Here is a 24978-nt window from a genome sequence, read left to right as displayed (position 1 = left end):
TTTTCTCGAAGTTCTCCTGTAGAGTCACCATCACATGAGCGCGATGACCAGTCCCGGCGCCGAGAGATCTCCCGGCGTTGCATGACGAAGCCCCTCAGTTCGGATCACTTCGCCAGGGATGTGCAGTGTCTTCCCACGCACACGCACGGAATGAGTGATATCGACTGCAGTGTCGCCCGCCAGATCCTGCGCCATGATGTGTTTTCCAGTGACGACCTTGTCGAAGACCAAGGTGACGTTCCTGGGATTGCCAAAAATTCCAAAAGGACCGGGTGCGTCCGACACGGACAGAGTGAGGTCACATGCTGGCATGTACCATGCTTCTCCAACGCGTGTTCTCTCCTGTGCAGCTATGGCAACAGCACCGTTAGGGAAGCGTGTCGCGAAGACAAATGGCTTCTCCCCTTTCGTTGATACCTCAGGCAATGAGAGATTTCTCGCGATACGAGCAGGAGCTCCCTGATGAACCGTGGTTCCGAGAAGGTCGGTCTGCCAGGTCTGCGTACGTGCAAAGGTCCAGGTATCAGTGAGAATCTCTTGATCGACGGAGACCGTTCCTTCGCCAGGAGAGAAGGGAGGCGCAATGCGCTGCCAGCGAACGGCCCGAACAACCTCATCGAGGCGCTTCTTCGTCTGTCGTGGACCGTTGAAGAAGAGATCGGCATCCATCCCTGGACGTTTCCCATAAAGTGGATGACGCATGATGCCTATCGTGCAGCCCATTACGGCAGCGATATAAGCTTCATCTTCGACATTGAGCAGGCCTTTAATCTCGGGATGACCTTGCGCTCCTTCGAGCATGGAGGCGAGACGATCGAGCGTTGTTGGCAGCGAAAGAATCGATGTCACATCGTAAGTACGATAAACATCCGTGTTACGCAGGATTGTCATGCGACGTGAGTCCCAGGGCTGCGCTCCGAAGCGTCCGTTTTTGCGCCAGTCTCCGTTGACTGGCGACTCGCCGTGGACATGTTCGAGCGTCAGGGGGATGTGTTTTTCATTGCGTGCGCGAACCAGACCAAACTCGGGATCACCGATGTCTATCTTCCAGTAACGAATGCCAGCTTGATCGCACATGGTTTCGAGCCGATCCATTCCGCCGTCTTCCGGTGTATTGCGGCACCAGAGAGCGACGCCACGCCAACCGCAATTCTGAATGACGTTGCTCAATTTGGTGAGCCGAGCGGGGGCATCGCCTTCGAAGGAAGGAAATTTCGCAGTGTCAAGTTCGAAAGTGGCAGTGCCGCCCTTCTCCCATCCATCATCGAGAAGAAGATAGAGGTCACGGCGCACTCTGGGATAGAAGGACTTCGCCCAGCCCTGTTCAGAGAGGAGATTCTCTTCTGTCATCGCAGTGCGGGCAAGCTCTGCACCGGCATCGCCTTCGAGCCGCTCCGGGTCAAGGCTTTCGAGGTTCTGCCCGTACATGTAGTTTTGGAGTGCCCAGGTGCACCAGTAATTCGGTGCGCCTGATGGCTCATGTGGAACAAGATTAACCGCAATGCCCGCGTCGGCCCGAGCGTAATCGGAGAGTGCCGGAACGATTGCTGCAGCTGCTGAAAGGGCTAAAAAACGTCTTCTACTAAGTACCATCCAAGTCCTTTTTGATCTGTGACAACTCAAGGCGAAAAAGAGGTCGGCGCAGCAGGTTACTGCACCGGCCAGGGAGGCAAAAAGCGACTTCAGAAGGTGAAATGTCCACCCAGCTGAATCTCACGCGGCGTTCCGTTCGTACTTGTGATCTGGCCGAAGGTTGGATTCTGCGCAGAGCAGCAGGTAGTGTTGGGGTTTGCGTAATGCGGCGTATTCGTAAGGTTGAAGGCATCAACCTGGAAAGTTGCGGCCATGTGTTCACGGAAATTCACGGATTTCGAGAGCGACACGTCTGAGTTGCGATAGCTCGGTCCGCGAACTTTCCCCACGCCCGAGTTTCCGAGCACATACTGCGGCGGAGTCGTGAGGCAGAATGTGTCAAACCACTCCGATGTTTTTCCGATCTTGCGAATCGAAGGGCAGGCCAGATTCGCGCGATTCGAGAAGCCGCTGTTCAGGTTGTCGTTCGAGATGCCGAAGGACAGCGGTTGACCTGATTGGAGGATCGTGATCGAACTGAGCTGCCATCCTCCGAGCAGGAGGTTCGTTGTGCGACCACTATTCGAGAGCCACTGACGTCCCTTTCCGAAAGGAAGCTGATAGACGAAGTTGGCGATGAAGTTTTGAGGAACATCCGGGGCCTGGCTCGTTCCCGGTGCCCAGTTGTACCGGTCATCGAGAGGATAGAAGACATTCATATTGTCTTCCTCCTTGGACCATGTGTAGGAAATGCGGCCCTGGAGTCCATGCGAGAAGTTCTTCGAGATCTCAGCCTGCAGAGAGTGATAGATGGAACGTCCGTCAGAGGTTGCATAGTTGATGCTCGTGACCTCGGGGGCGATGTCATAGTACGGCCGGCGTGTGGTCAGATCTCCCGGACCAGGTACGGGCGTATCGATGTTGTAATCGCGATAGAGATGGATACCGCGGGTTCCTACATAGCTGAGCCTGAATGCCGAGGTCGCGGTGAGTTGCTGCTCGATGCTCAGATGCCATGCGTAAGCGTTGTCGGGACGGAAGTTCCTCGGTATCAAAGTCACTGAGGAGTTTGACTGGGGCGTGACCGGCGCATCGGTCGAGATGGGGATGAAGCCGGGCAGTCCGTTCGTGCTCACCTGCCAGAAGGGCGTATAAGCAACCTGCTGGTTTACGTAGTACTGCTGGAAGAACGGGAAGTTACGCTCGAGGTTGCCGCCGATCGCCCCAAAGTTGCCGGGGAAGGTGGTGATACCGAAAGCACCACGGATCGCAGTCCTCCCATTGTTCGGCGAGTAGGAGAATCCGACGCGTGGAGCGAAATTTCCATAGTAGTTGTCGACATTCGGCGCGCGGTTATTTGACGTTGCGATGTCGAGCAGACCGGTCTGTAGATTGAAATTGGACTGGCGGTTGAACTTGTCGATGGCTTGCGTGATGACATCCCAGCGGAGAGCAAGGTTGAGTGTAAGGTTCTTCGCGACATGATATTCATCCTGAGCATAGATGCCCGCGAGATGTGCTCTCGTGGCCGGATCGGTATCGACAAATCCGCGATACAGAGAAGAGGGAATACCGAGGAGGAAGCTGGCAAAGGCATTGCCGCCCGAGCTTGTTGTGCAGCTCGGCTGGCTGGTGCAGCTGCTGGTGTAGTCGGCGTTAAACGAGAAGCTGCCGTTCTGGCTGGCGTTGGCGTTGGTCAACGAGGCCTGAAGCCTGCGGTAGTCCTCGCCGAAGATGAGGGTGTGCTTGTCGATGATCTTCGTGAAGTTATCGGTGATCTGATACACATTCGTGATGCGGTGGGAGTTGGTCCAATCCTGTGAGCCGGTCGGAGCAATATTGCCGATATTGAAGATGGCTAGACCAGAAGCACCCGGAAATTGAGAATTGTTGCCATTGGGAATGCCCAGCGTGGTGTTCTCATTCGTCTGGAAGTCGTTGCCGAAATCCTTCGTGTAGAAACGGTTGAAGCCGAATCGAAGCTCATTGTTCGTGGTCGCCGAGAAGATGTGGTCCCAGCCGACCGCAATATTGTGATCGCGCGACATGGCATTCACGTCGTTAATCTCGAGGAAGCGGGTTCCGGGCGATGGCGCCGTCAGATCGCGCCGCTGGTAGGATTCGCGAGCAAAGAAGCGGTCGTTATCTCTTAATTGATAATCGACTTTGACGTCGAATTGATGATTATTGTCGGTCTCGGAGGTGTTTGCCTGGTAGTTCTGGTTGATGCTGTTTTGATTTGTCGCTTCAGGCCAGATGTTCGCACCGCTGATCATTTTGGCGGAGACGGGATCGAAGCGAGTTGTTGAAATCTGGTAGGCTTGTCCCTGGGGTGTACTGACAACAGGAAAGGGGCTTCCTGTCGTCGGATCATAGATTGTCGGGAACTGGCTGGTGAGGAACAGACCTTGCCGCATGAGGTCAGTCGGGACAGTAAGATTGTAGGCTATACCGTTATTCAGAAGTAATCCCTGGTAGTCCACGAAGAAAAATGCCTTATTGCGAATGATCGGTCCGCCGATTGAGCCCCCGAATTCGTTCGCACGGTAGGGAGCTTTGGTCTTCGCTTGCCACTGAATGGCATTCAGGCTGTCGTCGCGGAAATACTCATAAGCCGATCCATGAAATTCGTTGGTGCCGGATTTGACAAATGCATTGACCTGGGCACCGCCATAGGTGCCGACGGTCGCTTCGGCATTGTTGGTCGAAACCTTAATCTCCTGCAAGGAGTCGAGAGCGGGAGTGACGTTGAGAAAGGCATTGAGCAATTCCATATTGCTGACGCCATCGAGTGTATAGGTAGTACCGCCCCAGGGTAGACCATTCACGCTCGCACTGATGGGGCCGGCGGCTCCGGCTCCGGCCGCGGCTTCAGGTGCACTGCCAAAGCCGGTAGCCACCGAGCCTGGCACGGTTTGCACGAGTTGCGAGAAGACCCTGCCGTTCAGCGGCAAGCTGGTGATTTCATGTGTACTCAGAACCTCGCCCAGAGATGAGCTGGTGGTGTTTACCAGGGGATTTGCGCCTGTGACCTCGACAGACTGCGAGGCGGTACCGGGCTGAAGTGTAATGTCGACCCGGGCGACATTGTCCACCGTCACGACATTTCCGTTCGAGACGACCTTCTGAAATCCAGAAGCATCGACTTCAACCCGATAGGTGCCTGGCGGTAGCAGATTCGCGAGGTAAGCTCCCTGGTCATTCGAGACGAGGGAGACCGACTGCCCAGTATCCTGATTCGTGATGACAATGTGGGCGCCGGTCACCACGGCCCCGGTCGGATCCTGAACTGTGCCCTGCAGACGTCCGCTGACTCCCTGTCCGAAAGAGGAACTCACCAGGAAAAACAGGCTTAGAATGCCTAAAAGAAATTGACGGAAGGATTTGCGAGATTGTCGGGACATGCTCTGATCCCGGTCACAATTGATTTGCGAGAACATACAGCCTCCTAAGCTGCTGCTATGACCCCACCTCTCCATGACGATTTCCTCAGCTTTCAACTGGATCATCAGCGGGTGTTCGAGGGAGTCCTTCGATAGCGCAAGAAATCTATTAAGTCGGATGAACGACCGTCCAGCTAAAGGCCGATACCGTACGGCTACAAGTCTGCAAGCTTCTTCTTATCTGTAAGAAGCAAAGGTGGTTACGTCATTGTTACAGGGCGTTACAAGGCGTGATCTCTCGCTCGAAATATCTGCCAGAGCAATTCGTGTGGGGTGATCAGGGAGAAGGAGTAAAGGTCTCCCGAGCTTATCGAGCTCAGGGAAGTGAGAAATCTCAACTTCTACTTTGCTTGTCTGAGGTGGTGATCGCTACTTCGAGCGGGGCAAAGGATGGACAGCTGTCAGCTCAGTCTTTAAGACCATGTCACCCTTTTCAAGCTGAACGCGTAAAAGAGCTTGAAAATAAGGTGTCTCTCCCTTGCGGCCGATTCCTTTGAGGGCCACGTTGAGACCTTTTGCAGCCAGTGCAGCGGTAAGAGTTTCTATCCCGTTTGCCATAGTGACGAACTTGGTCGCCCCTTCTGTACCCTTGGTGTCTAATCCACCGAGGACGGCGATGTGACGGCCTTCGACTACTCCTGGCTGAATGGAAACAAGACTGTAGTCCATCTTGAGCACCTGGGTTTTGGGGTCGCGCTCGGTGTGGTAGGTAGCGCTTTCGCCGTTCTGGGGATGGGCGTTCAGGATGACAGCCCGCCACTGCTCGCGATGGCTATCGGGGTTGTCGAAAGCGAAGTCTCCGTCTGCGAAGAGCTGGCCCACAGCGACGTTCTGAAAAGGCGACCCCAAAAGGATCACGCTATGTTCCTGCAGGTCCTCTGGGGTGACGTTGCGACTGGTCTTGATAATGGGTTTAACCCCCATCTGCGCGAACAATTCGGTGAGCATGGCCACACCCTGGAGCTCCCCTGTTCCGGTATACCCATCCTCGTAGTAGAGTGGGCCAGCATCCTTCACCAGGGTAGGGTTCGAGGCAAATTGCTGGGCGAGATGCTCTTCGACGCGAGCGCCACGGCTGTCGCTCGCCCCCTGACGGAAGCGGAGAAGATCATTGGAGTCGTCGAGCAAAAATACGGCGTTGGGGTAAGCGATGATCGGAGTACGGTCGCCATCGAGAAAGGCTGCCCAGAACTTCTTGACGGGGTCGGCGTAGCTGACTGCATCTAAGCCGGATGCTGCAGCTGAGGACTTCGTCCGAAAGCTCCCCACGAAATACCCAACGATGAGCGCTGCGAAAAAGATCACAGTGACCATCATTGGCCGGAGAAACCCGTGGTACGTTCTTGAAACACCTTGACCGGCCACCGCCTTTTGAGCGGGTTCACTTAGAGGGACAACATCGGAGTGTCCATCAAGGGCGATGAGTTTGTGGGATTCATGCTCCGGATGGGTCGGATCATTCCTCAATCGAATAACAGGACTGTACTGCCCTTTGGGTATTTCGACCAGGATGCGGTCGTGGACGCCTTCCTCTTCGTAGTAGTCCTTAAGTTTTTGACGAAGCCGATGTGTCTGGACACGAACAATCGTGTCCGTCCTGGGATCAAAATCCGCTTTGCGGCCAAATGCCTCCAGCCCGATTGTGTATTCCTTCAGAGAATCAGCAGCTCCCTCCAGAGAGCGGCTGACCAAATAATGGAGAAGCTGCTGTAGTGTGCTTGAGCCACGAAGAGTATTGGAGTGAAGGATGCGTTCGACCTGTTGCTGACTCTCCTGGTCAGAAAGCTTAGAAGCTTCTGGCAGAGACGTAATGGGCGTGTTTACCACTGCTTGAATGTTGCCTGCTTTTCATCCGAAGGAGGCGGATAGCTTTATTTTGAGCGATAAGTGAACAAGTGTAAAATCGGCCAGACTTTGGGGCCAAAGGATTTCGTCGGTTTGGCAGTGGGTCAGTGTCGATCAAAATACGATCTTGCCTGCGAACTGCAGCTGCCGCGAAGATCCCGCGTCTCCTACTGCATTCCGCGTTTGTGTGATCTGTCCAAACGTGCTGGTGCTTGCTCCAGTCGCTGAGAGGTTCGGGTTTCCAAAGTTCACATGGTTAAGAAGGTCGAAAGCATCTACGCGGAGGACCAGTGAGACGAACTCAGCCAGTTTTGTGGTTTTCTGTAGTGAAAGATCCGTGTCAGCAAATCCTGGCCCGGTGAGAGCATTGCGGGCAAGGTTGCCGAATCCTGAAGGCTGCGCATAAAAGGCACAACCTGGAGCGATTGTTGTGCAAGCCGAGCCTTGGATAAACGGCACATTACCGGAGGCGAGGACTGCACCTCGTCCGGTGGAGAATTGTGCTCCCGGAAGAATCGTGGGACGAATTGTGTTGGCAACGCCGTTATATGTCGAGGTGGTCGTTACATTCAGAGGGTTGCCGGTCTGCAATTGAGTGATGTTTGCCAGGAGCCATCCCTCTTTCAAGCGATTGCCGCGAAATGGGAGCTCCCAGGTGCCGCTGAAGACAAAATGGTTGCGTACATCGAAATCGGACAACCCATAATTACCGTGAGGATCGAAGTTATTCTGCAGGTTGTATCCACCCTGTGAGCCCAGAGAATTTACATCCATGGATTTCGACCATGTATAGGTCGAGTTCACCTGAATTCCATGAGACAAGGCCTTTCTTACTGTGACCCACAGCGCATTGTAGTCAGAATACGAGTCGGAATCGATGTAAGCGATATTCCCTAGCGCAGAGCCGGGGCGTATGGTACTTGCCGTTGAAATACTTGGGAATGGGCGCGTTTGTTTGCCAGCGGGATAAATCAGTTGGTTGAGATTGCGCTGGATACGAAGATGGCGTCCCACCGAGCCGATATAGCCCATCTCCATGACTGTGCCCCAACCAATGTCTTGCTGCAGATTCAGGTTGTAAGATTCCGTGTAGGCATTGCTGAATAGCGGATTGATTGCGCTCGGAGCGAGACCACTGGCAGAAGCGCTCTCGTAGAGCGTTCCTACTGGCAAACCGGCGCCTGTTGCAGTCAGGCTGACCGGATTTGCATAAGGTGGATTGCTGGCAAGGCCAGTGACAGCATTCGATACGGGCTGGTCGGCAAGAAATCCGAAGCCTCCTCGCAGTACTGTTTTGCTGTTGCCGAATGCGTCCCAAATAAAGCCTACGCGCGGTTCGTAGTTGTGGTTCTGATTATAGGGCTCGTCCACGTTCTGCAATGCACTGGAAGCCGCCAGGAAATTGACAAAGCGATGGCCGCCTTCCGCTGGCGTGCCGTTCCATTCATAACGAAATCCTATTTCTGCGCTCAGTCTTGGTGTCAGTTTCCATGTATCCGATGCGAAGCCGGCAACAGAGGAGACGAAAACACGGTTGGTGACGTTGGTCGGAGTCACTGTGAATGAATTTGCCTGACCTGCGATGAAGTTGTTGGTAGTGGTGAATGTGAGTGTCCCCGGTGTTTGCGCAAAGTTGCTGCCAATAAAGCGGCGGAACTCACCGCCTACCTTAAAGGTATGATTGCCAACAATCCTGGTCAGTGAATCGGATGCGACGAGAGTGGTATCAAAGCGGCCTTGAGGGAATCCGGAAGGGCCGCCAAAATTGAGGCCGATGTCAGATACCGTAATCTGCGGCAGTCCAATCGGGGCGGCAACTCCGTTCTGGATTCCGAAGTTTGCAGCATCGAGCAGGGTGTTGGGAGCGAACGCAATCGAAACGCGGTTGAAGCCGATGCGCGCTTCATTGACCGTATTTGGCGAGAATACATGTACTTCATTGATGGTGCCGATCTGCCGGTGTGCGGTGCGATGGTCCCCGAAGCCAGGGATAGTATTGCCCTGCAAATTCGGCTCTGTGCGGGAGTCCTGCTGCCAGGCATAGTAGAGATGGAGGCTGTCCACGTCAGAAATCTTGTGGAAGAGATCGCCGCTGAACTGATCGATTTTCACAGGTCCTGGTGATGAGCCGGCAAAGACGCTCCCATCACTGTTGTTTCCCGCAGGGATATAGGTTAGCAGGCCCGCATAAGCTGGTCCTGCCGGACTGTTGATTAGCGCCGTGCGCTGCGTGGGTGTAAGTACGTTGCTGCGTAACAAAATGTCCTGCGACTGGCGCAATCCCTCATAGCTCAGGAAGAAAAAAGTGTGATCTTTCCAGATCGGGCCACTAAAGGCTCCGCCGAAATTATTGCGTCGCAGCGTGTTCATCGGATTTGGCTTACGGTTGAAAAAATTGCGCGCATCGAAATAGTTATTGCGGAGGTAGTCAAAGCCTTCTCCGTGGAAGTCGTTCGTCCCGGAGCGCGTGGCAACGTTTACGATTGAACCCGAACTGCGACCATATTCAGCGCTGTAAGTGGAATTCGAGATCTTGAATTCGGCAGTGGTATTGATAGACGGCTGAAATGTGATCTGGTTCTGAGACATATCGTTCAGGTTGATGCCGTTGATCATAAAGTTTGCAGAATCTTCCCGGCCGCCTGCCGTAATGAATGAGTTGGCTCCCAGACCGCGGCTGGCCGAAGTCAGGTTGCCCGCGACTGGAGGCACGACCGAGCCGGGCACAAGCTGTGTCAGGTCAAGAAAATGACGGCCATTGAGTGGAATCTGCTGCACGGTGACTTTATCGATTACCTGCCCGACAGTCATAGTCTGCGCATCTACAATGGGTGCGTTACTCTGCACCTGCACTACTTCTCCGGCAGACGCGATGGCAAGCTGAATATTTACTGTTGATTTCTGATCTACTTCCAACACAACGCTTTTGAGGACATACCGTCCGAAGCCTGCCGCTGTTGCCTCGATGCTGTAATCCCCGGGCTGGATAGAGGGGATGGTATAACTGCCATCCTTATCTGCAGACACGGCCCGCGTGATGCCGGTGGCGTTTCCACGTAGAGTTATTTGCGCTCCCGGCACTACGGCACCAGCCGGATCAGTAACAATGCCAGAAACACTGGCAGTAGATTGAGCATATGCAACATTACCGGCTGTAGAAACCAGTACTACTGTAATAAGTATCGCCTTCAGAAAGTACTTCAAAGTCGACCTCCTCTACAGACTGCTTATGTATTTAAAATCCAGTACAGAAAACGGCACGTTCGTGATTAAGCCGTCGATGAAATGGCAGCGCATGACAAGGGATGGAACTTTCTGGAATCAGGGCGCTGCCGGGAATCGATTTCTTAGGCTGTAATATACATCAGTTATTAACAAAGAGATGATCAAGAATTTGTCAGGATTTGGTAATTCAAATGTCGCTAATCGCGACTTGAAGAAAATCTACACGGAGTAATTGCGGAACCACGCTTTTTTGTTATCAGTCCGACTTTGGACCACAGGGTCTGCACAGCATTGCTTCCCCACCCCCGTCGCAGCGATCAGCATTTTCGATTGATCTCATCTTTTTAATTCATTGAGCCTTTACTGCCATCGATAGCGTCATGTAAACGCGGGTCGAAACGATATGTCTGGCAATGGAACCAAATAATATGACAACAATATCCCAGCGCGCCTTTATTCCCGAGGAGAAAGTCGTAACAGAGCCGCACTATTCCCACCGCAGCTATCGCGTCGAGTCCGTTGATGTGCTCCGCGGCCTGCTCATGATCCTGATGGCGCTCGATCACGCACGCGACTACTTCTCAAGCGCTTCGATCAATCCAACGGATCCCGTCCACTCCTGGCCTGCCCTTTTTGCAACTCGGTGGATAACACATCTCTGCGCACCTGGCTTCATTTTGCTGGCGGGCACCAGCGCCTTTTTGCAGCGCCAGCGCAAAAGCGCAGCCACGCTTACCCGTTCTCTGATTCTTCGCGGCCTGTGGCTCATCTTCATCGAGATCACCGTGGTCACCTTCGGCTGGTCGTTTGGTTTTGGTGCGCCTATCTTTCAGGTCATCTGGGTCATCGGCGCCAGCATGATTGTTCTCGCCGGACTGCAATGGCTGCCCCTGTCCGTCATCGGACTTTTCGCTGCCGTCGTGATCTTCGGGCACAATCTTCTTGATCCCATCCATGCCGCCACTCTCGGTAATTGGACAGACGCCTGGCGGATTCTCCATGAATTCGGCTGGCTCACTTTTCATGGACATCCCATCGCACTCTACGGCTATCCGGTCATCCCCTGGGTTGGCGTCATCGCTCTCGGATACTGCTTTGGCACAGTTGTTGCGCAGGCTCCACAGCAGCGCCAGCGCATCTCAGCTTTGCTTGGCGCAGCCAGTCTCGCACTATTCGCCCTGCTGCGCTTCACGCACAGCTATGGCGATCCTGGGCCGGGTTTCCAGCAGCTGGGAACTCCCGCTCAAACCGTCATGTCGTTCTTTTCCGTGCAGAAATATCCACCTTCGCTCCATTATCTTCTCGCCACTCTGGGAGTGGTGTTCCTGCTGTTTGCGATCTTCGATAAGGCCGTCGAGCATGCGCGTGTGCCTCACCTTCGGGCTTTCGTCAACGTGTATGGGCGCGTGCCGTTCTTCTTTTATATCGCGCATATCTTCCTCATTCACGCACTCGCGCTCATTGTCGCAATTACGGTAAAAGCCAACTGGAGATATTGGGTGACTCCGGATGTCGTGTTCATCAGCCATTTGCCGGGCTGGGGCTATCCGTTGCCGGTTGTTTACCTGGTCTGCATTGCGGTAGTTCTGGCCCTCTACCCCGCATGCGCATGGTTTAACCGCCTCAAAAACCAGCGCCGGGATTGGTGGCTTGCCTATCTGTGAGTAACCTGCTGCTTCACTGTGATTCGTCAGGTACACGCCCACTCGGCGATCACTGGCTTGCTGTTAGATACACATGCTGCTGGCCGCTGCGTATGGTTAATAACCTGGCGATCGAGAGTCCACTCGCATTTGGGTAGGAGCTGTCTCTTGTTTAAGTTCATCGTTGAGCAAGGACTTAAGATGGATCAGTACCATATCAGCCTCTTTGTCTCGATGTAACTTCTTCAAGAGAATGAACTCACGGTTTAGCGCGGGATGATTATCAGGCTCCACCTTTAGAGCCATTTGGAAATGAGCGAGTGCATCGGGCAAATCATTCTGCTGTTCCAGCAGCTTGCCCATCAGCACCTGTGCTTCGACAGAGTCAGGTTTGGCTGCCAGCGATTTTGCCAAGTGTTCCTTTGCTTCGTCATATTCTGGCTGGCCAAGTGCTGCTCCAGAACGAATAAGCAGATCAGCAAACAGATAATTGGCAACAGCATCGTTTGGAGTATCTTTGAGCTGATTTGTCAGCAGTTCCCTTTCTTTGGCTAAATCATTCTTCTGCGAATAGAGAAGGCTCATGGCGATTGTGCTGTGCGACTGGTTGGGCTCGAGGTTGGCTGCCAGGGTGAAGTCGCTCTCAGCATGATCGTATTGGGCCAGCTGAGCATATGCCACACCACGAATGAGATATAGAGAGGCAGCGCTCGGAATTCGCGCTATTCCTGCTGTTGCGGCGGCAATCGCGCGGTCTTCCTGATTATGTTCCAGGCAGAGAATCGCCAGATCAAGATAGTTTGCTTCATCTTTGGGACTGATTTCGGCCGCGCGCTCTAGAGTGCGGAATGCGTCATCGGGCTTATTCACTTTTGTATATGCAAAGGCTAAAAGATTCAGCAGCTCTGAATCTTTTTCGCCCGATAAAGGCTCGAGAGTAACAATTGCGGCATCTGGATCGTGAACCCGCATCTCTGCGACGGCAAGATTGTATTTGAGCTGGATGCTATCTGGATGGAGTTGCGCTCCGTGCGATAGAACCGTGACGGCTTCTGAAGCCTTGTCATTCTTCAATAAGCAATCTGCATATTCTCCAAGAGTGCGAGGTGATTGATAGGCCACATTCTTACTTTGTTCAAAGTAGTGAAGGGAAGCCGTGCAATCGACCGCTTCATACGCGAGTACCGCAGCCATGGCATTGGCTATTTCGTTTCCCGGCATAACTACGAGAAGGCGTTGCACATATTCCATCGCCCGAGGATCGTGGCGAAGATAAGAAGTCTGGGAAGCTGCCTCGAGAGCAGGCTCATAAGTTTTTTCGAGCAGAAGTGCCTGATCGAAGCTGGATAGACTTTCCTTCGCTTTTCCAAGGCCATTAAGGGAAAGACCGCGTAGTGTCCAGAGAGAAGGGTCTTTGGGATGCTCTTTAAGCAGCCCATCCAGAATCTGCAAGGCGCGATTGAATTGATGCGCTGAAATAGCGTCAGCAGCTTGTCGGCGAATTGCGGTGTCATCTTCACCGTATGCAGGTAAAGCAAAGATAAGAATCAAACCAAGTGATGCGATGACAAACCGTTTATCCATTGAGGCAATTCGCTAATCAGAATTAGCGCGATTCAATATAAAAGACACTGAATCGCTGAGAAATACACAACTAGAAACGTATCTTGCCTAAGACCTGAATATTGCGGGGGAGATTCTGGTCGGTGGACTTGCCGAATTCGCCGTTCGCTAGATCGCTAACTGGATTTGTAAGATTGACGCGATTGAAAAGATTGAGTATCTCGCCTCGGATCTGAAATCCTCCCTGCTCACCGAGAAACGGAAGTCTGAAAGTGCGTTGTGCAGCGAGATTCACGTTCGCAAGCCCTGGACCATTGTATGTATTACGCCCCAAACTGCCCTCAGTGCCAGATGCGGGCAAGGGGAAATCGTTGGCGGTAAAAACGCCTTTTAAGAAGTCGGAGCGGCTAGTGCTCCTGGTACTGCCGAAGCTTGGAATATTCGGCACATCATAGTTGTAGCCATCAGCGTTAAAGTCGCCCGAAGGAAATGCTGCGGATGTATACACCGTGAATGGCTGCCCTGATTCGAGCACAATAACAGGGGAAAGCGCCCATCCGCTTGTGATCCAATGCTGGATGCCATTAGAGAACCCGGGAATATTCCACACTGCATCGATCGAAATGCGGTGTCGAGCATCGTAATCTGATCGCCCATAATTTCGCTCTGGATGATTTACGTCGATGACATTTTCAGCTCCGCCAACGCCATTGTCATTGCTGCTGGTATAGTCGAGCGCTTTGCCATAGTTATAAATCGCATGTACAGACCAGCCCTTTGAAAAACGCTTAGAGATCGCGAATGCGCCGACTTCCGCATTTGCAACTCCAATATCCTGGCCATAAACAACTGCCCCGAAACTAGGATTGAGACGCGCCAGGTTTCCGCCATTGACCATCAAGTCGCCGGCAAAGCGGTTTGCATCGGTTTGGAAATAGAGGTGTGTAGCCGATGTTCCAAAGTAGTCGGCCTCTACCACAACGCTGCTGCCAATGCTGCGTTGCACGCCAATTGACCAATTTTGAACCAATGGAGGAGAAAGGCTGGATTGCAGGCCCCCGACACCAATGCGGGTACCGACAAGTCCACCATGCTCATCTACCTGATAAGAAATACCTGGAGGTGGTGCGAAGCCGGTAGGACCAGAACTACTTGTTCCATAAGAAAAGTTGGCAAGAGTTGTGCCTGCGTTATAGATGCTGATGCTGGGAGAAGCAAACTGCGGAGGATTGGTGCGAATTCCGTCTACATAAGAAAGGTCGCCGATTTTGTTGCTGAAGAGGCCCCATCCTCCATGAATCGAGGTCGTGCCATTTCCAAAAACATCGTATGCAAATCCGAAACGTGGAGCGAATCGCCAGAGTGTATTGTCGACGACTTGACCAGTTGAGCCGCGTACCAGCATCGATCCATTGGCAATAGCGGCCTCTCCTTGTGCCCCAGATGCGGGAGTGAAAAGTGCCAGAGGATTTTTACCATAGGTGACTGTGCCGAGATGTCCGAAATAGTCCCAGCGAAGGCCAAGATTTAGCGTAAGTTTGTTAGTTACTTTCCAATCGTCTTGTACAAAAGGAGCAGCTTGCAGCATGAGCACACGCGAATACAAGCTCTGGGCGGTGCCTCCGGCAGCGACATCGACTACTGGTCCGCTTTGCGAACTGGGATGGTCGACTGCGAAATCGACGATATTGGCGAAGTTAAAAGACGGACGGTCGAGTCCTGCAGTGAAATTATCAAGATCCTGCTGGCGATCAACATCAACGCCGACACGGATGCTATGCGATCCCTGCACGTATGTCAGAACATCATGCCAATTCCAGTTGTTATGCACCCATCCCGATGGCCCCCACGATGAAAAACCCGTGCCAAGTCCGCCTGGATAGGCATTCGGCAGCGTTGGCAAGTCTCCGGGAGCTACCGGTTGGTTTCCATCCGCCCGCACGTACGACATGCTGGCTTCGTTGAGAAGCTTCGGGGAAAAGGTGTGGACATAATCGATTTTGTGATACCAAGTAGCATTTGGGCTCACGTATGCGAGGTTTGGACGTGCATTGGCAACGCCTCCCTGCGTAGTATTTCGAAAGAGGCTGTAAAAAAGCTTGTCATTACTATTGTTGAAATTGTGATCAATACGAACGTGGCCCTGGAATCCATTATTGATTGGCGATTGGTTGATCGATACGTTGCCGAGAGCAACGAGGTCGCCCGGCATATCAGCAGGTGGCGTATAGGGGCTTATCAATGACTGCTCAATCTGGTTGACGGTTTGAAAACCGCTCGTCGGCACGCCGCCTGAAGGGGCTCCCTTAAAAAACGCTGCGGCTAAGGAGTTGGGATAATGCGTGTTCACGAAATCTACAAATTGAGCTGTTTCCATTGTCTGGGTCAACGTGACGCCCTGATTGCTCCTGCTCCAGAAAAGAGAACCAAAGAAAAATGTCTTGTCTTTGAGGATGGGACCACCAACAGAACCGCCAAAATCATTGCGCAGGTAGCGAGGGACTTTCGTCTGAAATTCAGTGCGCGCAGTGAGTGCTGATCCTGTATAGAACTCAGAGAGAGTGCCGTGAAAATTATTTGTTCCCGGTTTAGTAAATACTTCTATGAGAGCTCCGCTCTGACGTCCTTTATCTGCTGAAAAAACATTTGTGCTGACCTTCATCTGCGCGACGCTGTCTGGCTCAGGCGTAAGGTTAGTGATGCCATCACGCGAGTTACCGTTTACGCTCGTTCCGTCAACCTGATACTCGTTTGCTTCCTGACGCTGCCCCGCGCCAATAATCTGAAATCCTGGCTCTGCATTGAAACTGTTAGTGCCTTGAGAACCTGAGCTGCTTGCTCCGCCAAATGATCCGCCAAGGCCAGTTACTCCCGGAGCCAATGTGGCTACGCTTGCGTACAGGTTTTCCCCAACAAGTGGGGCTGTTTGCACCGTCTGCTGCTCCAGGACGCGACTGATTGTGCCGCTTGTAGTTTCGACGGCTGAGGAATTTGCTGTGATCTCAACCGTTGATTGCGTCGCACCTACAGTGAGTTTGGGGTAGATAGAGCGAATATCGGTGCCTTCGATATCGATATCCGTTTGTTGCCATGTGCTGAATCCGGGCGACGAAACGCTAATGGAATAACGCCCCGGAGGCAAATGCAAAATTTGCATAAAGCCCTGATCATTCGAGGTTGCTGCTTGCTTTACCTGGGTTTCCTGGTTGGTAAGTGTAACCTGAGCATTCGGGATGACTGCGCCGTTCTGGTCGACGATTGTTCCCTGAATACCACTGCTGTATTGAGCTCTGGCTGATGCCGTCATGGCGGCAATGAGAGCTGCAAGGCAAAGCGCTCTGGTCCAGAAACTGCGCCTTAATCTTCCTTCCTGCATAGATATCTCTCAAACCTCCTCATTGAAATGAAAGCCAGTTTCTCCATTTCTGATGGCGGTCAACTGCTTATTTGAAAGCTTTCATTTAATTCGGCGAGAAGACTAGTAGCATGCCTGGAAAGTTGTCAACAGGAAAATATAACGACAGGGAAATCAAGGTTGCGGAGAGGGCTTATGGCTGCACAAAGGGCCGCCTCAGAGATTCGAACTCTTTCTCCGGGCACGTCTTGATCCATCGAGAGGGGATTTGTTCGAAGAGCGCGGCGGGATAACAGAGTCTCTGATCTTGAGAGCTGTTTTTAATACAACATGTTTTGCCGCGCCATTATCCCCCCGCACCCGCTCGATAAGGAGGGTCGCAGCAGTTGTTCCCATTTGATAGCCAGGCTGCGATACAGACGACAGGGCCGGGCTGGTCATTTGTGCCAAATCGAGATCGTCAAATCCAATCAGAGAAACATCTTCCGGGCAGCGTATCCCGGCCTCGCGGAATGCCATGAGTGCGCCAAAAGCGATCATGTCATTGCCGGCGAAGATAACAGTGGGCCTGGGAATCATGCTTAACAGCAGCAGGGTCTTGGCATGACCTCCATGGTGATCAAAGCTCGCTTCCTGAATGTATTCAGGATGGATATGGATCTTCTTCTCAAGGAGAGCACGCTTGAAACCTCTTAAGCGTTGCTGCGCATTTGTCAGATGGCGAGGCCCGGTAATAATGGCAAGTTGCTTATGCCCCTGCCGAAGCAGGTAGTTCGTCGCTTCATAGGCGCCATGCTCGTTGTCGGCGGTAACGCTGTCCCCATCCCAGTTTTTCGGCAGACGATCTACGCAAACAACTGCTGTGCCAGACTTCCGATAGGATTCAGCCTGAGTAGTCAGATCACTGAAGTTCGACGGTATGACAATCAGCCCCGAAGGCAGATAGGTTCGAAGCTCATTTAGGTGAACAATTTCTTTGGCATGGTCGTTGTCTGTGTTACAGAGGACTAACCGATAGCCATTCGAAAATGCTACATCTTCCGCTCCTCTGACAACCGAGGGGAAAAAGGGGTTGGTAACGTCGGGAATAATCATCCCGATCATATTGGTTTTGTCCCGGCGCAGTCCACGCGCGAGCTGGCTGGGTTGATATCCCAGTGCATGTACAGCATCCATCACGCGTTTGCGCAAGGGTTCACGAACTACGGCGGAGTTGTTTAACACATGTGATACAGTGCCAAGCGATACGCCAGCAATCCGCGCGATCTCTTTCATGTTCGCCATGCTTTACTCTCTGCTCTCAGTTGCGCTATCTCTGAGTTTTGCATATCCATGGCATGTGCTTAAAACTTATCTTGACAATGGCTCGCGGGTCTTTCTATTCTGCATCAGCTCAGATTGAAAGCTTTCATTTCTTAAAATGTACTTTAGCTGATGTGTCTGTTCGATAGGTTCGAGATGCTTGCAGTGAAGAATGTGCCAAAACAATGCAGCGGAAATCTGTATTGTCGGAATATGGGGAGCTGATATTTGTTCCAGCCGGAAACATACCTGCTTACGCTTCTATTCATGATTGTCAGCATGGTCTGCTGGGGATCATGGGCCAACACATTGAAGCTGTGTTCTGGCTACAGGTTTCAGCTTTTCTACTGGGATTATGTAGCCGGTCTGATTGCAGGGGCGTTATTGTGGGGCTTCACTCTGGGTAGCATTGGCAATGCAGGCCATCCATTTCTTGCCGACATTGATCATGCGGATAGCTTCCACATTATCTTTGCACTCATTGGTGGAGTGGTTTTCAATGTTGCAAATTTGCTTCTCGTTGCTGCAATCGAAATTGCCGGGCTTGCGGTTGCTTTTCCAGTCGGCATTGGACTCGCGCTGGTAGTTGGCGCAGTTGGCAATTATGTATTGTCTCCCAACGGGAACCCTCTACTGCTATTCGGCGGTATTGCCTTGGTATTAGCGGCAGTGGTTTTTGATGCCGTTGCCTACCGCCTTAGAGAGACAGAGAGGCGCTCCCTAACCACACGTGGCGTCGTGATCAGTCTAGTAGCAGGTTTGTTGATGGGCAGCTTTTATCCTTTCGTGTCAAAAGCCATGACTGGTGATAGGGCTCCGGGGCCATATGCGATCGCTCTTTTCTTCGTTATCGGTGTTGCTCTGTGTGCGTTTCCATGCAACTACCTGTTGATGAGAAAGCCGCTGGATGGAAGCGTGCCCGTTGCGATGGAGGAATATTGGCGGGTTCGTGGCTCGTGGCATGTATGGGGAGTGATTGGCGGCGCAATCTGGTGCACGGGAGCAGTGCTTAACTTCGTAGCGGCACGTGCACATATGGTCGGACCTGCTGTTTCTTATTCCATTGGGCAGGGGGCGACGATGATTTCAGCTGCATGGGGTGTTTTTATCTGGCGGGAATTTGCAACTGCTCCCTCACGATCAAGACGTTTTTTGACATGGATGTTCGTTTTCTTTCTGTGCGGACTAAGTGCGATTGCGTTGGCTCCGATTGTTGGGAAATAGGATGGTTCTGTGAATCGAGAAAAACCCATGCTGGTGGAAAGAAAACCAATCGTTGTTGTGGGCAGCATCAACATTGACCTTGTCGCAAGTACTGAACGCATTCCCGTAGAGGGTGAAACAGTCACGGGAAGTGACTTTCAGATCCATCCAGGTGGCAAAGGTGCGAACCAGGCTGTTGCTGTCGCACGACTGGGATATCCAGTCAGCTTGATTGGCTGCCTTGGCGATGATGCTTTTGGCGAACAGCTAAGAAGTCATCTGGAGAGCACAGGAGTCGACATTACTGGAATCAAAACTGTTCCAGGTTCGTCCGGCGTTGCTGTGATTCTTGTTGCGGATAGTGGCGAAAACTGCATTGTGATCACGCCAGGAGCCAATGCACAAATCACCCCCGACGACCTGGATAGAAATGTCGAGATCATCCGGTCAGCTGGTCTTGTACTGACACAACTTGAAATCCCAATAGAGACGGTGCAACACCTGGCGACGATTTGCTCCCGTGAAGGCGTACCGCTGATTCTAGACCCTGCACCTGCACGAGAGTTGCCTCCCGAAGTATTGCATCACGTGGCATGGCTTACTCCGAATGAAACGGAAGCCGCGTTTTTGACCGGTCATACAGAAAACGGCCATGACGGGAAGGATTCTACTGCTACTGCACAGACGCTGATGGCGCAAGGCATTCATGGAGTTGTGCTCAAACTGGGAGCGCATGGGGCTTTTCTCGCATCTACTACGGGATTAGCTGAATTTCTTCATCCCTTTCCAGTGAAGGCAGTAGATACGACTGCTGCCGGAGATGCATTTAACGGCGCATTTGCAACTGCGCTTGTTCTGGGAATGGAACCTGTGGAGAGCGCACGTTTTGCAGCCGCTGCCGCGGCTGTTTCTGTTACCCGTAATGGTGCGCAGCCTTCGATGCCGAGCATGGCGGAAGTAACGCAGATCTTGCACGGCGCAGCAATCGACAAAGAATCTGGCAACAAATAGCGCGGAGGGCAAATTCGTGAAAAGCTTACCTGCCGGGATAGGGGGCGCGGTAGTATCCATTCTTTTCGTATGTAGTACAGTTTTCTCGACATCTGCACAAGATTTTCGCTATATACCGCACGATCAGCAAATTCCACCTCCAGCATGTCTCACGATGCATTTTCCCTGGGAAGGGGGAAGCGCTCCGTGCAGTGATGAAACTCATAAAGAATGGTTGAAGGCGGTGACGAACTGGCGTACAGAGCGCCGTATCCGTGTGGGTTATAACGGAGCACGCTACGATATGCCTGCGCTCAAGTGGACGCAGTCGAGTTTTATCCAGCCGCAGATGATGGTGCATGACAGCTATTTTTATGATCCTGTCTCCGGAAAATATACGGTTGATCGCTATCTTGACGATCTCGAAAAACGCTATGGCGGCATCGATGCGGTTCTGATCTGGGCAACTTATCCGAATATGGGTATTGACAATCGCAATCAGCAGGATATGGTCCGCTCCATGCCTGGCGGTGTGGAAGGAGTTAAACAGATGGTTGTGGATTTTCATCGCCGCCATGTGCGCGTGCTCTTTCCGATCATGATGTGGGATCAGGGAACGCGCGATCCTGGAAAAGACTGGCCGGATGCTACTGCCGAATTCATGAAAGAAATCGGAGCAGATGGCATCAATGGCGATACGCAGGATGGCGTTCCCCTCGCGTTTTCACTCGCCGCGGATAAGATCGGGCACCCTCTGGCCTTCGAGCCGGAAATGGGGCCATCTGACGAAGCTCTTGCCTGGAATGTGCTGACCTGGGGGCAATACAAATTCCAATTTGCACCGACCGTGGACAAATATCGCTGGCTGGAGCCGCGCCATCAGGTGAATATTCAGGGGCGATGGAACCGTGATAAAACAGATGATCTGCAGTACGCATTCTTTAATGGTGAAGGCTGGGAGAGTTGGGAAAATGTCTGGGGCATATGGAATGGAGTAACGCCTCGTGACGCGGAAGCAACGAGGCGCGTCGCAACAATGGAACGAGGCGTCGCTCCTTTTCTTGTAAGTGCAGACTGGGAGCCTTTTTATCCCACACATATGTATGGAGTATTTGCAAGCCGCTGGCCACTGAAAGATCAGACGGTCTGGACAATCGTGAACCGTAATGAGTACGGCGTGCATGGCCGCCAAATGACTGTACCGTTCAAGCAGGGCATGCGGTATTTCGATCTTTACCATGGATCGGAACTGACACCCGAAATTGAAGGCACCGATGCTGCTCTTTCCTTTGATCTGGAGGCGCATGGATATGGAATGGTCCTGGCTACCATGGGAGAGCCAGATGCCGCGACTCAGCAGCTAATGACCAAGATGAAGGAACTAACCAGTGCCCAATTAGCAAGTTTCTCGCATGAATGGAAGGTCCTTCCTCAGCAATTAGTGGAAATTGCCGCGACGAAGCCCGTCTCGTCTGTACCTGACGGCATGGTAAAGATTCCTGGTGGCAACTACGTCTTTCGTGTGCAGGGAATTGAAGTAGAAGGCTCAGATGACATTGGCGTAGACGTGCAATATCCATGGGAAGATAGTCCCAGACGTTTCCATGAACATCGCATGGAGATGAAGCCCTTCTACATCGACAAGTATCCGGTGACCAATCGCGAATTCAAAAGATTCCTGGATGCAGCCCATTATCATCCGAAGGATGACTTAAATTTCTTGAGAGATTGGAAGAATGGCTCATTTCCTGCAGGTTGGGATAACAAGCCGGTAACTTGGGTTTCCATTGAAGACGCACGGGCCTATGCAATGTGGGCGGGCAAACGGCTGCCTCACGAATGGGAGTGGCAATTTGCAGCCCAAGGAATGAGCGGACGTATTTATCCCTGGGGAAACAACTGGGAAGCAAAAGTCGTACCTCCGCCGGACCAGGGACGGACAATGCGAGGCCCGGATGATGTCGATGCCCATCCGGATGGAGCGAGCCCCTTTGGCGTCATGGATCTTGTAGGCAATATCTGGCAATGGACCGATGAGTACATGGATGATCACACTCGCGCAGGCATTTTGCGCGGAGGCAGCTATTATCAGCCGCAAGGCTCCATGTGGTACTTCCCGCAGGCATATAAGAACAGTGAACATGGCAAGTTGTTGATGATGTCGCCCAGTTACGATCGTTCTGCAACCGTGGGATTTCGTTGTGTTCGAGACGCTGACCTGCAGGATGTTCATTGAACTTGTAGGACGATAAACCCTCAGGCATCTGCTCCAAAGAGGCTACTGTTACCGTTGAGTTATGAAGAAATTTCTCGGCTTTGGTGTGCTGCTTGCCGCCTCGATCTCGTTCGCCCAGGTTTCCGACCCGCTTAAATTTGTTGATCCGATGATTGGCACTGGTCCCGAAGGACACACCTTCCCGGGAGCGACGGCGCCATTCGGCATGGTTCAACTCTCACCCGACACCCAGATCCGGCCATTTAAGCAAAGCTACAAGTGGGCTGCTGGATATCGGTACGAAGACACAACCATTCTTGGGTTTTCACACACGCACTTTTCCGGCGCAGGACACAGCGATCTTGGTGACGTTCTCCTGACGCCGATCAGTGGTGCTAGTGTTCCGCTGGAGCCTGGCGACCTTGAGACTCCCCATTCCGGCTATCGCTCGCATTTTTCCCACGCCAGCGAGCACGCTGAACCAGGCTACTATAGCGTCATTCTTCAGGACTCGGCAGTGCATGCGGAGTTGACTGCCAGCGAGCGTGTCGGTGTCCACCGCTATACATTCTCCGGCGATACCCAACGCCACATCTTGCTCGATCTGCAAAGCAGTATCTATAACTACCCCGGTAAAGTCCTGTGGTCGCGCATACGCATCCACAAAGATGGCACAATCACTGGAATGCGCGAGACCAGGGGATGGGCACCCGGACGGCAGCTGTATTTTGCGATCCGCTTCTCCGCAGGCATGACAGGTCACGCACTCTACAACAGGGAAGAGGAGCCGCCACCGTACCATGGTTTCAAAACGCCTGGAAGATCGCCGCAGGATACACAAAGCATCGAGGGACGAGGGCTGGAAGGAGTGTTCGACTTTGCGCCTTCATCCGATCCGCTCATTGTCAAGGTGGCACTCTCATCCGTGAGTGAGAAGAACGCAATTGAAAACATGGATGCTGAGACGCCCGGGTTCAACTTCGATCAGGTGCGCGCCAGAACACAACGCATGTGGCGCGATGAGTTAACGCGTGTTGAGTTCGAGGCTTCGTCCCCAATGCAGAAATCGCTCTATACCGCTCTTTATCACGCCCTGATGGCGCCGAGCATCAGCATGGATGTCAATGGGGAGTATCGCGGTCCAGATAATCAGGTCCATCGCGCTGAAGGTTTCCATTTCGTGTCGACGCTTTCCCTGTGGGACATCTATCGCGCCGAACAACCGCTGATGACTATTCTCGAGCCGGAACAGCGTACTAACGACCTGGTTCATTCGCTGGTGGCTTCAGCTGAGGAAAGCCCATTCGGAATTCTGCCAATATGGCAGTTTCAAGGGCAGGAAACATGGTGCATGATCGGCTATCACTCTGTGCCGATCATCGCCGATGCCTACATGAAGGGAATCCGGGGTTATGACGCGCAGACTGCATTGGATGTCATGGTTGCCAGCGCCACCTATGGTCCCTACGGCAATCTGGACTCGTACATGAAGCTTGGCTATGTGCCAGTCGATCACGATGATGAGGCTGCTTCCAAGACGATGGAATATGCCTTTGACGACTGGAGCATCGCACGCATGGCCAGGGCCATGGGCAATATGCAAGTGGCTGCAACGTTTGCCAAACGCGCTGGATTCTGGCGAAATAACTTCAATCCAGCGGATGGATTCGTTGAGCCTCGCCTGAAAAGCGGAGAGTATCGGAAACCCTTCGATCCTGCCCAAGCGGGCGCGGAAAGTGGCTTTACCGAGGGAAACGCCTGGCAATACTCGTGGTATCAGCCGCAGGATGAGCAGGGACTGATTGATTTACTCGGCGGCCGGGAAAAGCTGATTGCCAAGCTAGACGAGATGTTCGATCAGAAGGTGGATCCTGCCAAGTATGCCAGCGTAGAAGATATCTCTGGAATGATCGGCCAGTACATTCATGGTAATGAGCCCAGTCATCATCTTGCCTACCTGTACATGTATGCAGGTGCGCCGCTAAAGACCCAGGCGCGGCTAAAACAAATTATGAGCACGCAGTACAAGCCTGCGCCCGACGGTCTGGTTGGAAATGACGACCTGGGTCAGATGTCCGCGTGGTTCATCTTCACCTCTCTGGGTTTCTACCCGGTGGCTCCGGGGTCAAACCAATATATTCTGGGGCGACCGTTCGTCGATCGCGCGCGAATTCATCTACCCAACGGCAAGCTGCTGACTGTTGAGAGTGTGAATATGAGTGAGGAACATAGTTTTGTGAAGGATGTTCTTCTCAATGGCAAATCGCTGAACCGGAGCTATGTGACTCATGAAGAGCTTATGCAGGGAGGAGAGCTGAGATTTATCTTCAGCAACGAAAGAGAAGCAGAGTGGTCACATCGCGCCCTGCGCGCGCCATTCTCGGAGACGGACCGGAGCTGGAATTAGCGAGTATTGTTTGCCGCATGGCGAATCGTCTCTGCTTCCCATGCGGCCCCCCTCTCGATATTCCCTGTCGAACTCAACGTACCTCACTGCGGTACTGATCAGTTCAAGTTGCTCCTCGTGATTTGCCACTGACTCACCGCAGCCCGACAGCAGTGTCATAGGCTGCCTCTACCTTCATCAATACCAGTTCAGGCGGGAGTCCCTTAGAACGGTAC

The 24978-nt window shown here is 52.6% G+C and carries 12 protein-coding genes; 5 read left to right on the top strand and 7 right to left on the bottom strand.

Annotated features, from left to right (window positions below; genetic code table 11):
- Positions 1–30: 30 nt before the first annotated feature.
- From AC5S16_RS04025 to AC5S16_RS04010, 4 genes are all read right to left on the bottom strand, one after another.
- Positions 31–1593 carry a hypothetical protein gene (locus AC5S16_RS04025; RefSeq protein ID WP_493928741.1) on the bottom strand — a complete coding sequence of 521 codons (1563 nt, stop codon included), beginning with the start codon at positions 1591–1593 and terminating at the stop codon, positions 31–33.
- 89 nt (positions 1594–1682) lie between these two features.
- Positions 1683–4976 carry an outer membrane beta-barrel protein gene (locus AC5S16_RS04020; protein WP_493928740.1) on the bottom strand — a complete coding sequence of 1098 codons (3294 nt, stop codon included), beginning with the start codon at positions 4974–4976 and terminating at the stop codon, positions 1683–1685.
- Between the two features lie 408 nt (positions 4977–5384).
- Complete coding sequence (locus AC5S16_RS04015; RefSeq protein ID WP_493928739.1) at positions 5385–6842, bottom strand: hypothetical protein; 1458 nt, start codon at positions 6840–6842, stop codon at positions 5385–5387.
- A 132-nt stretch (positions 6843–6974) separates the two neighbouring features.
- On the bottom strand, positions 6975–10064 hold the full coding sequence (locus AC5S16_RS04010) for a TonB-dependent receptor (RefSeq protein ID WP_493928738.1): 3090 nt from the start codon (positions 10062–10064) through the stop codon (positions 6975–6977).
- A gap of 449 nt (positions 10065–10513) precedes the next feature.
- Between AC5S16_RS04010 and AC5S16_RS04005 the strand changes: the two genes are divergently transcribed.
- A complete protein-coding gene (locus tag AC5S16_RS04005) occupies positions 10514–11749 on the top strand; it encodes an acetyltransferase domain-containing protein (protein ID WP_493928737.1) in 1236 nt (411 codons plus the stop codon).
- Between the two features lie 96 nt (positions 11750–11845).
- Here AC5S16_RS04005 and AC5S16_RS04000 read toward each other — a convergent pair whose 3' ends face one another.
- From AC5S16_RS04000 to AC5S16_RS03990, 3 genes are all read right to left on the bottom strand, one after another.
- Positions 11846–13312: a tetratricopeptide repeat protein gene (locus AC5S16_RS04000; protein ID WP_493928736.1), complete on the bottom strand. Its 1467-nt coding sequence runs from the start codon at positions 13310–13312 to the stop codon at positions 11846–11848.
- Between the two features lie 70 nt (positions 13313–13382).
- Entirely contained in the window at positions 13383–16667 is a 3285-nt protein-coding gene (locus AC5S16_RS03995) for an outer membrane beta-barrel protein (protein WP_493928735.1), read from the bottom strand.
- Positions 16668–16862: 195 nt separating this feature from the next.
- On the bottom strand, positions 16863–17930 hold the full coding sequence (locus AC5S16_RS03990) for a LacI family DNA-binding transcriptional regulator (RefSeq protein WP_493928734.1): 1068 nt from the start codon (positions 17928–17930) through the stop codon (positions 16863–16865).
- Positions 17931–18176: 246 nt separating this feature from the next.
- Between AC5S16_RS03990 and AC5S16_RS03985 the strand changes: the two genes are divergently transcribed.
- The 4 genes from AC5S16_RS03985 to AC5S16_RS03970 all read left to right on the top strand — a co-directional run bounded on the left by AC5S16_RS03985 (position 18177) and on the right by AC5S16_RS03970 (position 24763).
- Positions 18177–19172, top strand: a complete 996-nt coding sequence (locus AC5S16_RS03985; RefSeq protein WP_493928733.1) for a GRP family sugar transporter — start codon at positions 18177–18179, stop codon at positions 19170–19172.
- A 9-nt stretch (positions 19173–19181) separates the two neighbouring features.
- A complete protein-coding gene (gene rbsK, locus AC5S16_RS03980) occupies positions 19182–20162 on the top strand; it encodes a ribokinase (protein WP_493928732.1) in 981 nt (326 codons plus the stop codon).
- Between the two features lie 223 nt (positions 20163–20385).
- Positions 20386–22377, top strand: a complete 1992-nt coding sequence (locus tag AC5S16_RS03975; protein ID WP_493928731.1) for a formylglycine-generating enzyme family protein — start codon at positions 20386–20388, stop codon at positions 22375–22377.
- 61 nt (positions 22378–22438) lie between these two features.
- Entirely contained in the window at positions 22439–24763 is a 2325-nt protein-coding gene (locus AC5S16_RS03970) for a GH92 family glycosyl hydrolase (protein ID WP_493928730.1), read from the top strand.
- The last annotated feature ends 215 nt before the right edge of the window (positions 24764–24978 follow it).

This window comes from Acidobacterium sp. FHG110202_01 (genome assembly GCF_059115305.1).
Note: the sequence above shows the minus strand (reverse complement) of the source record. Positions and strands in the feature narration are given on the sequence as shown.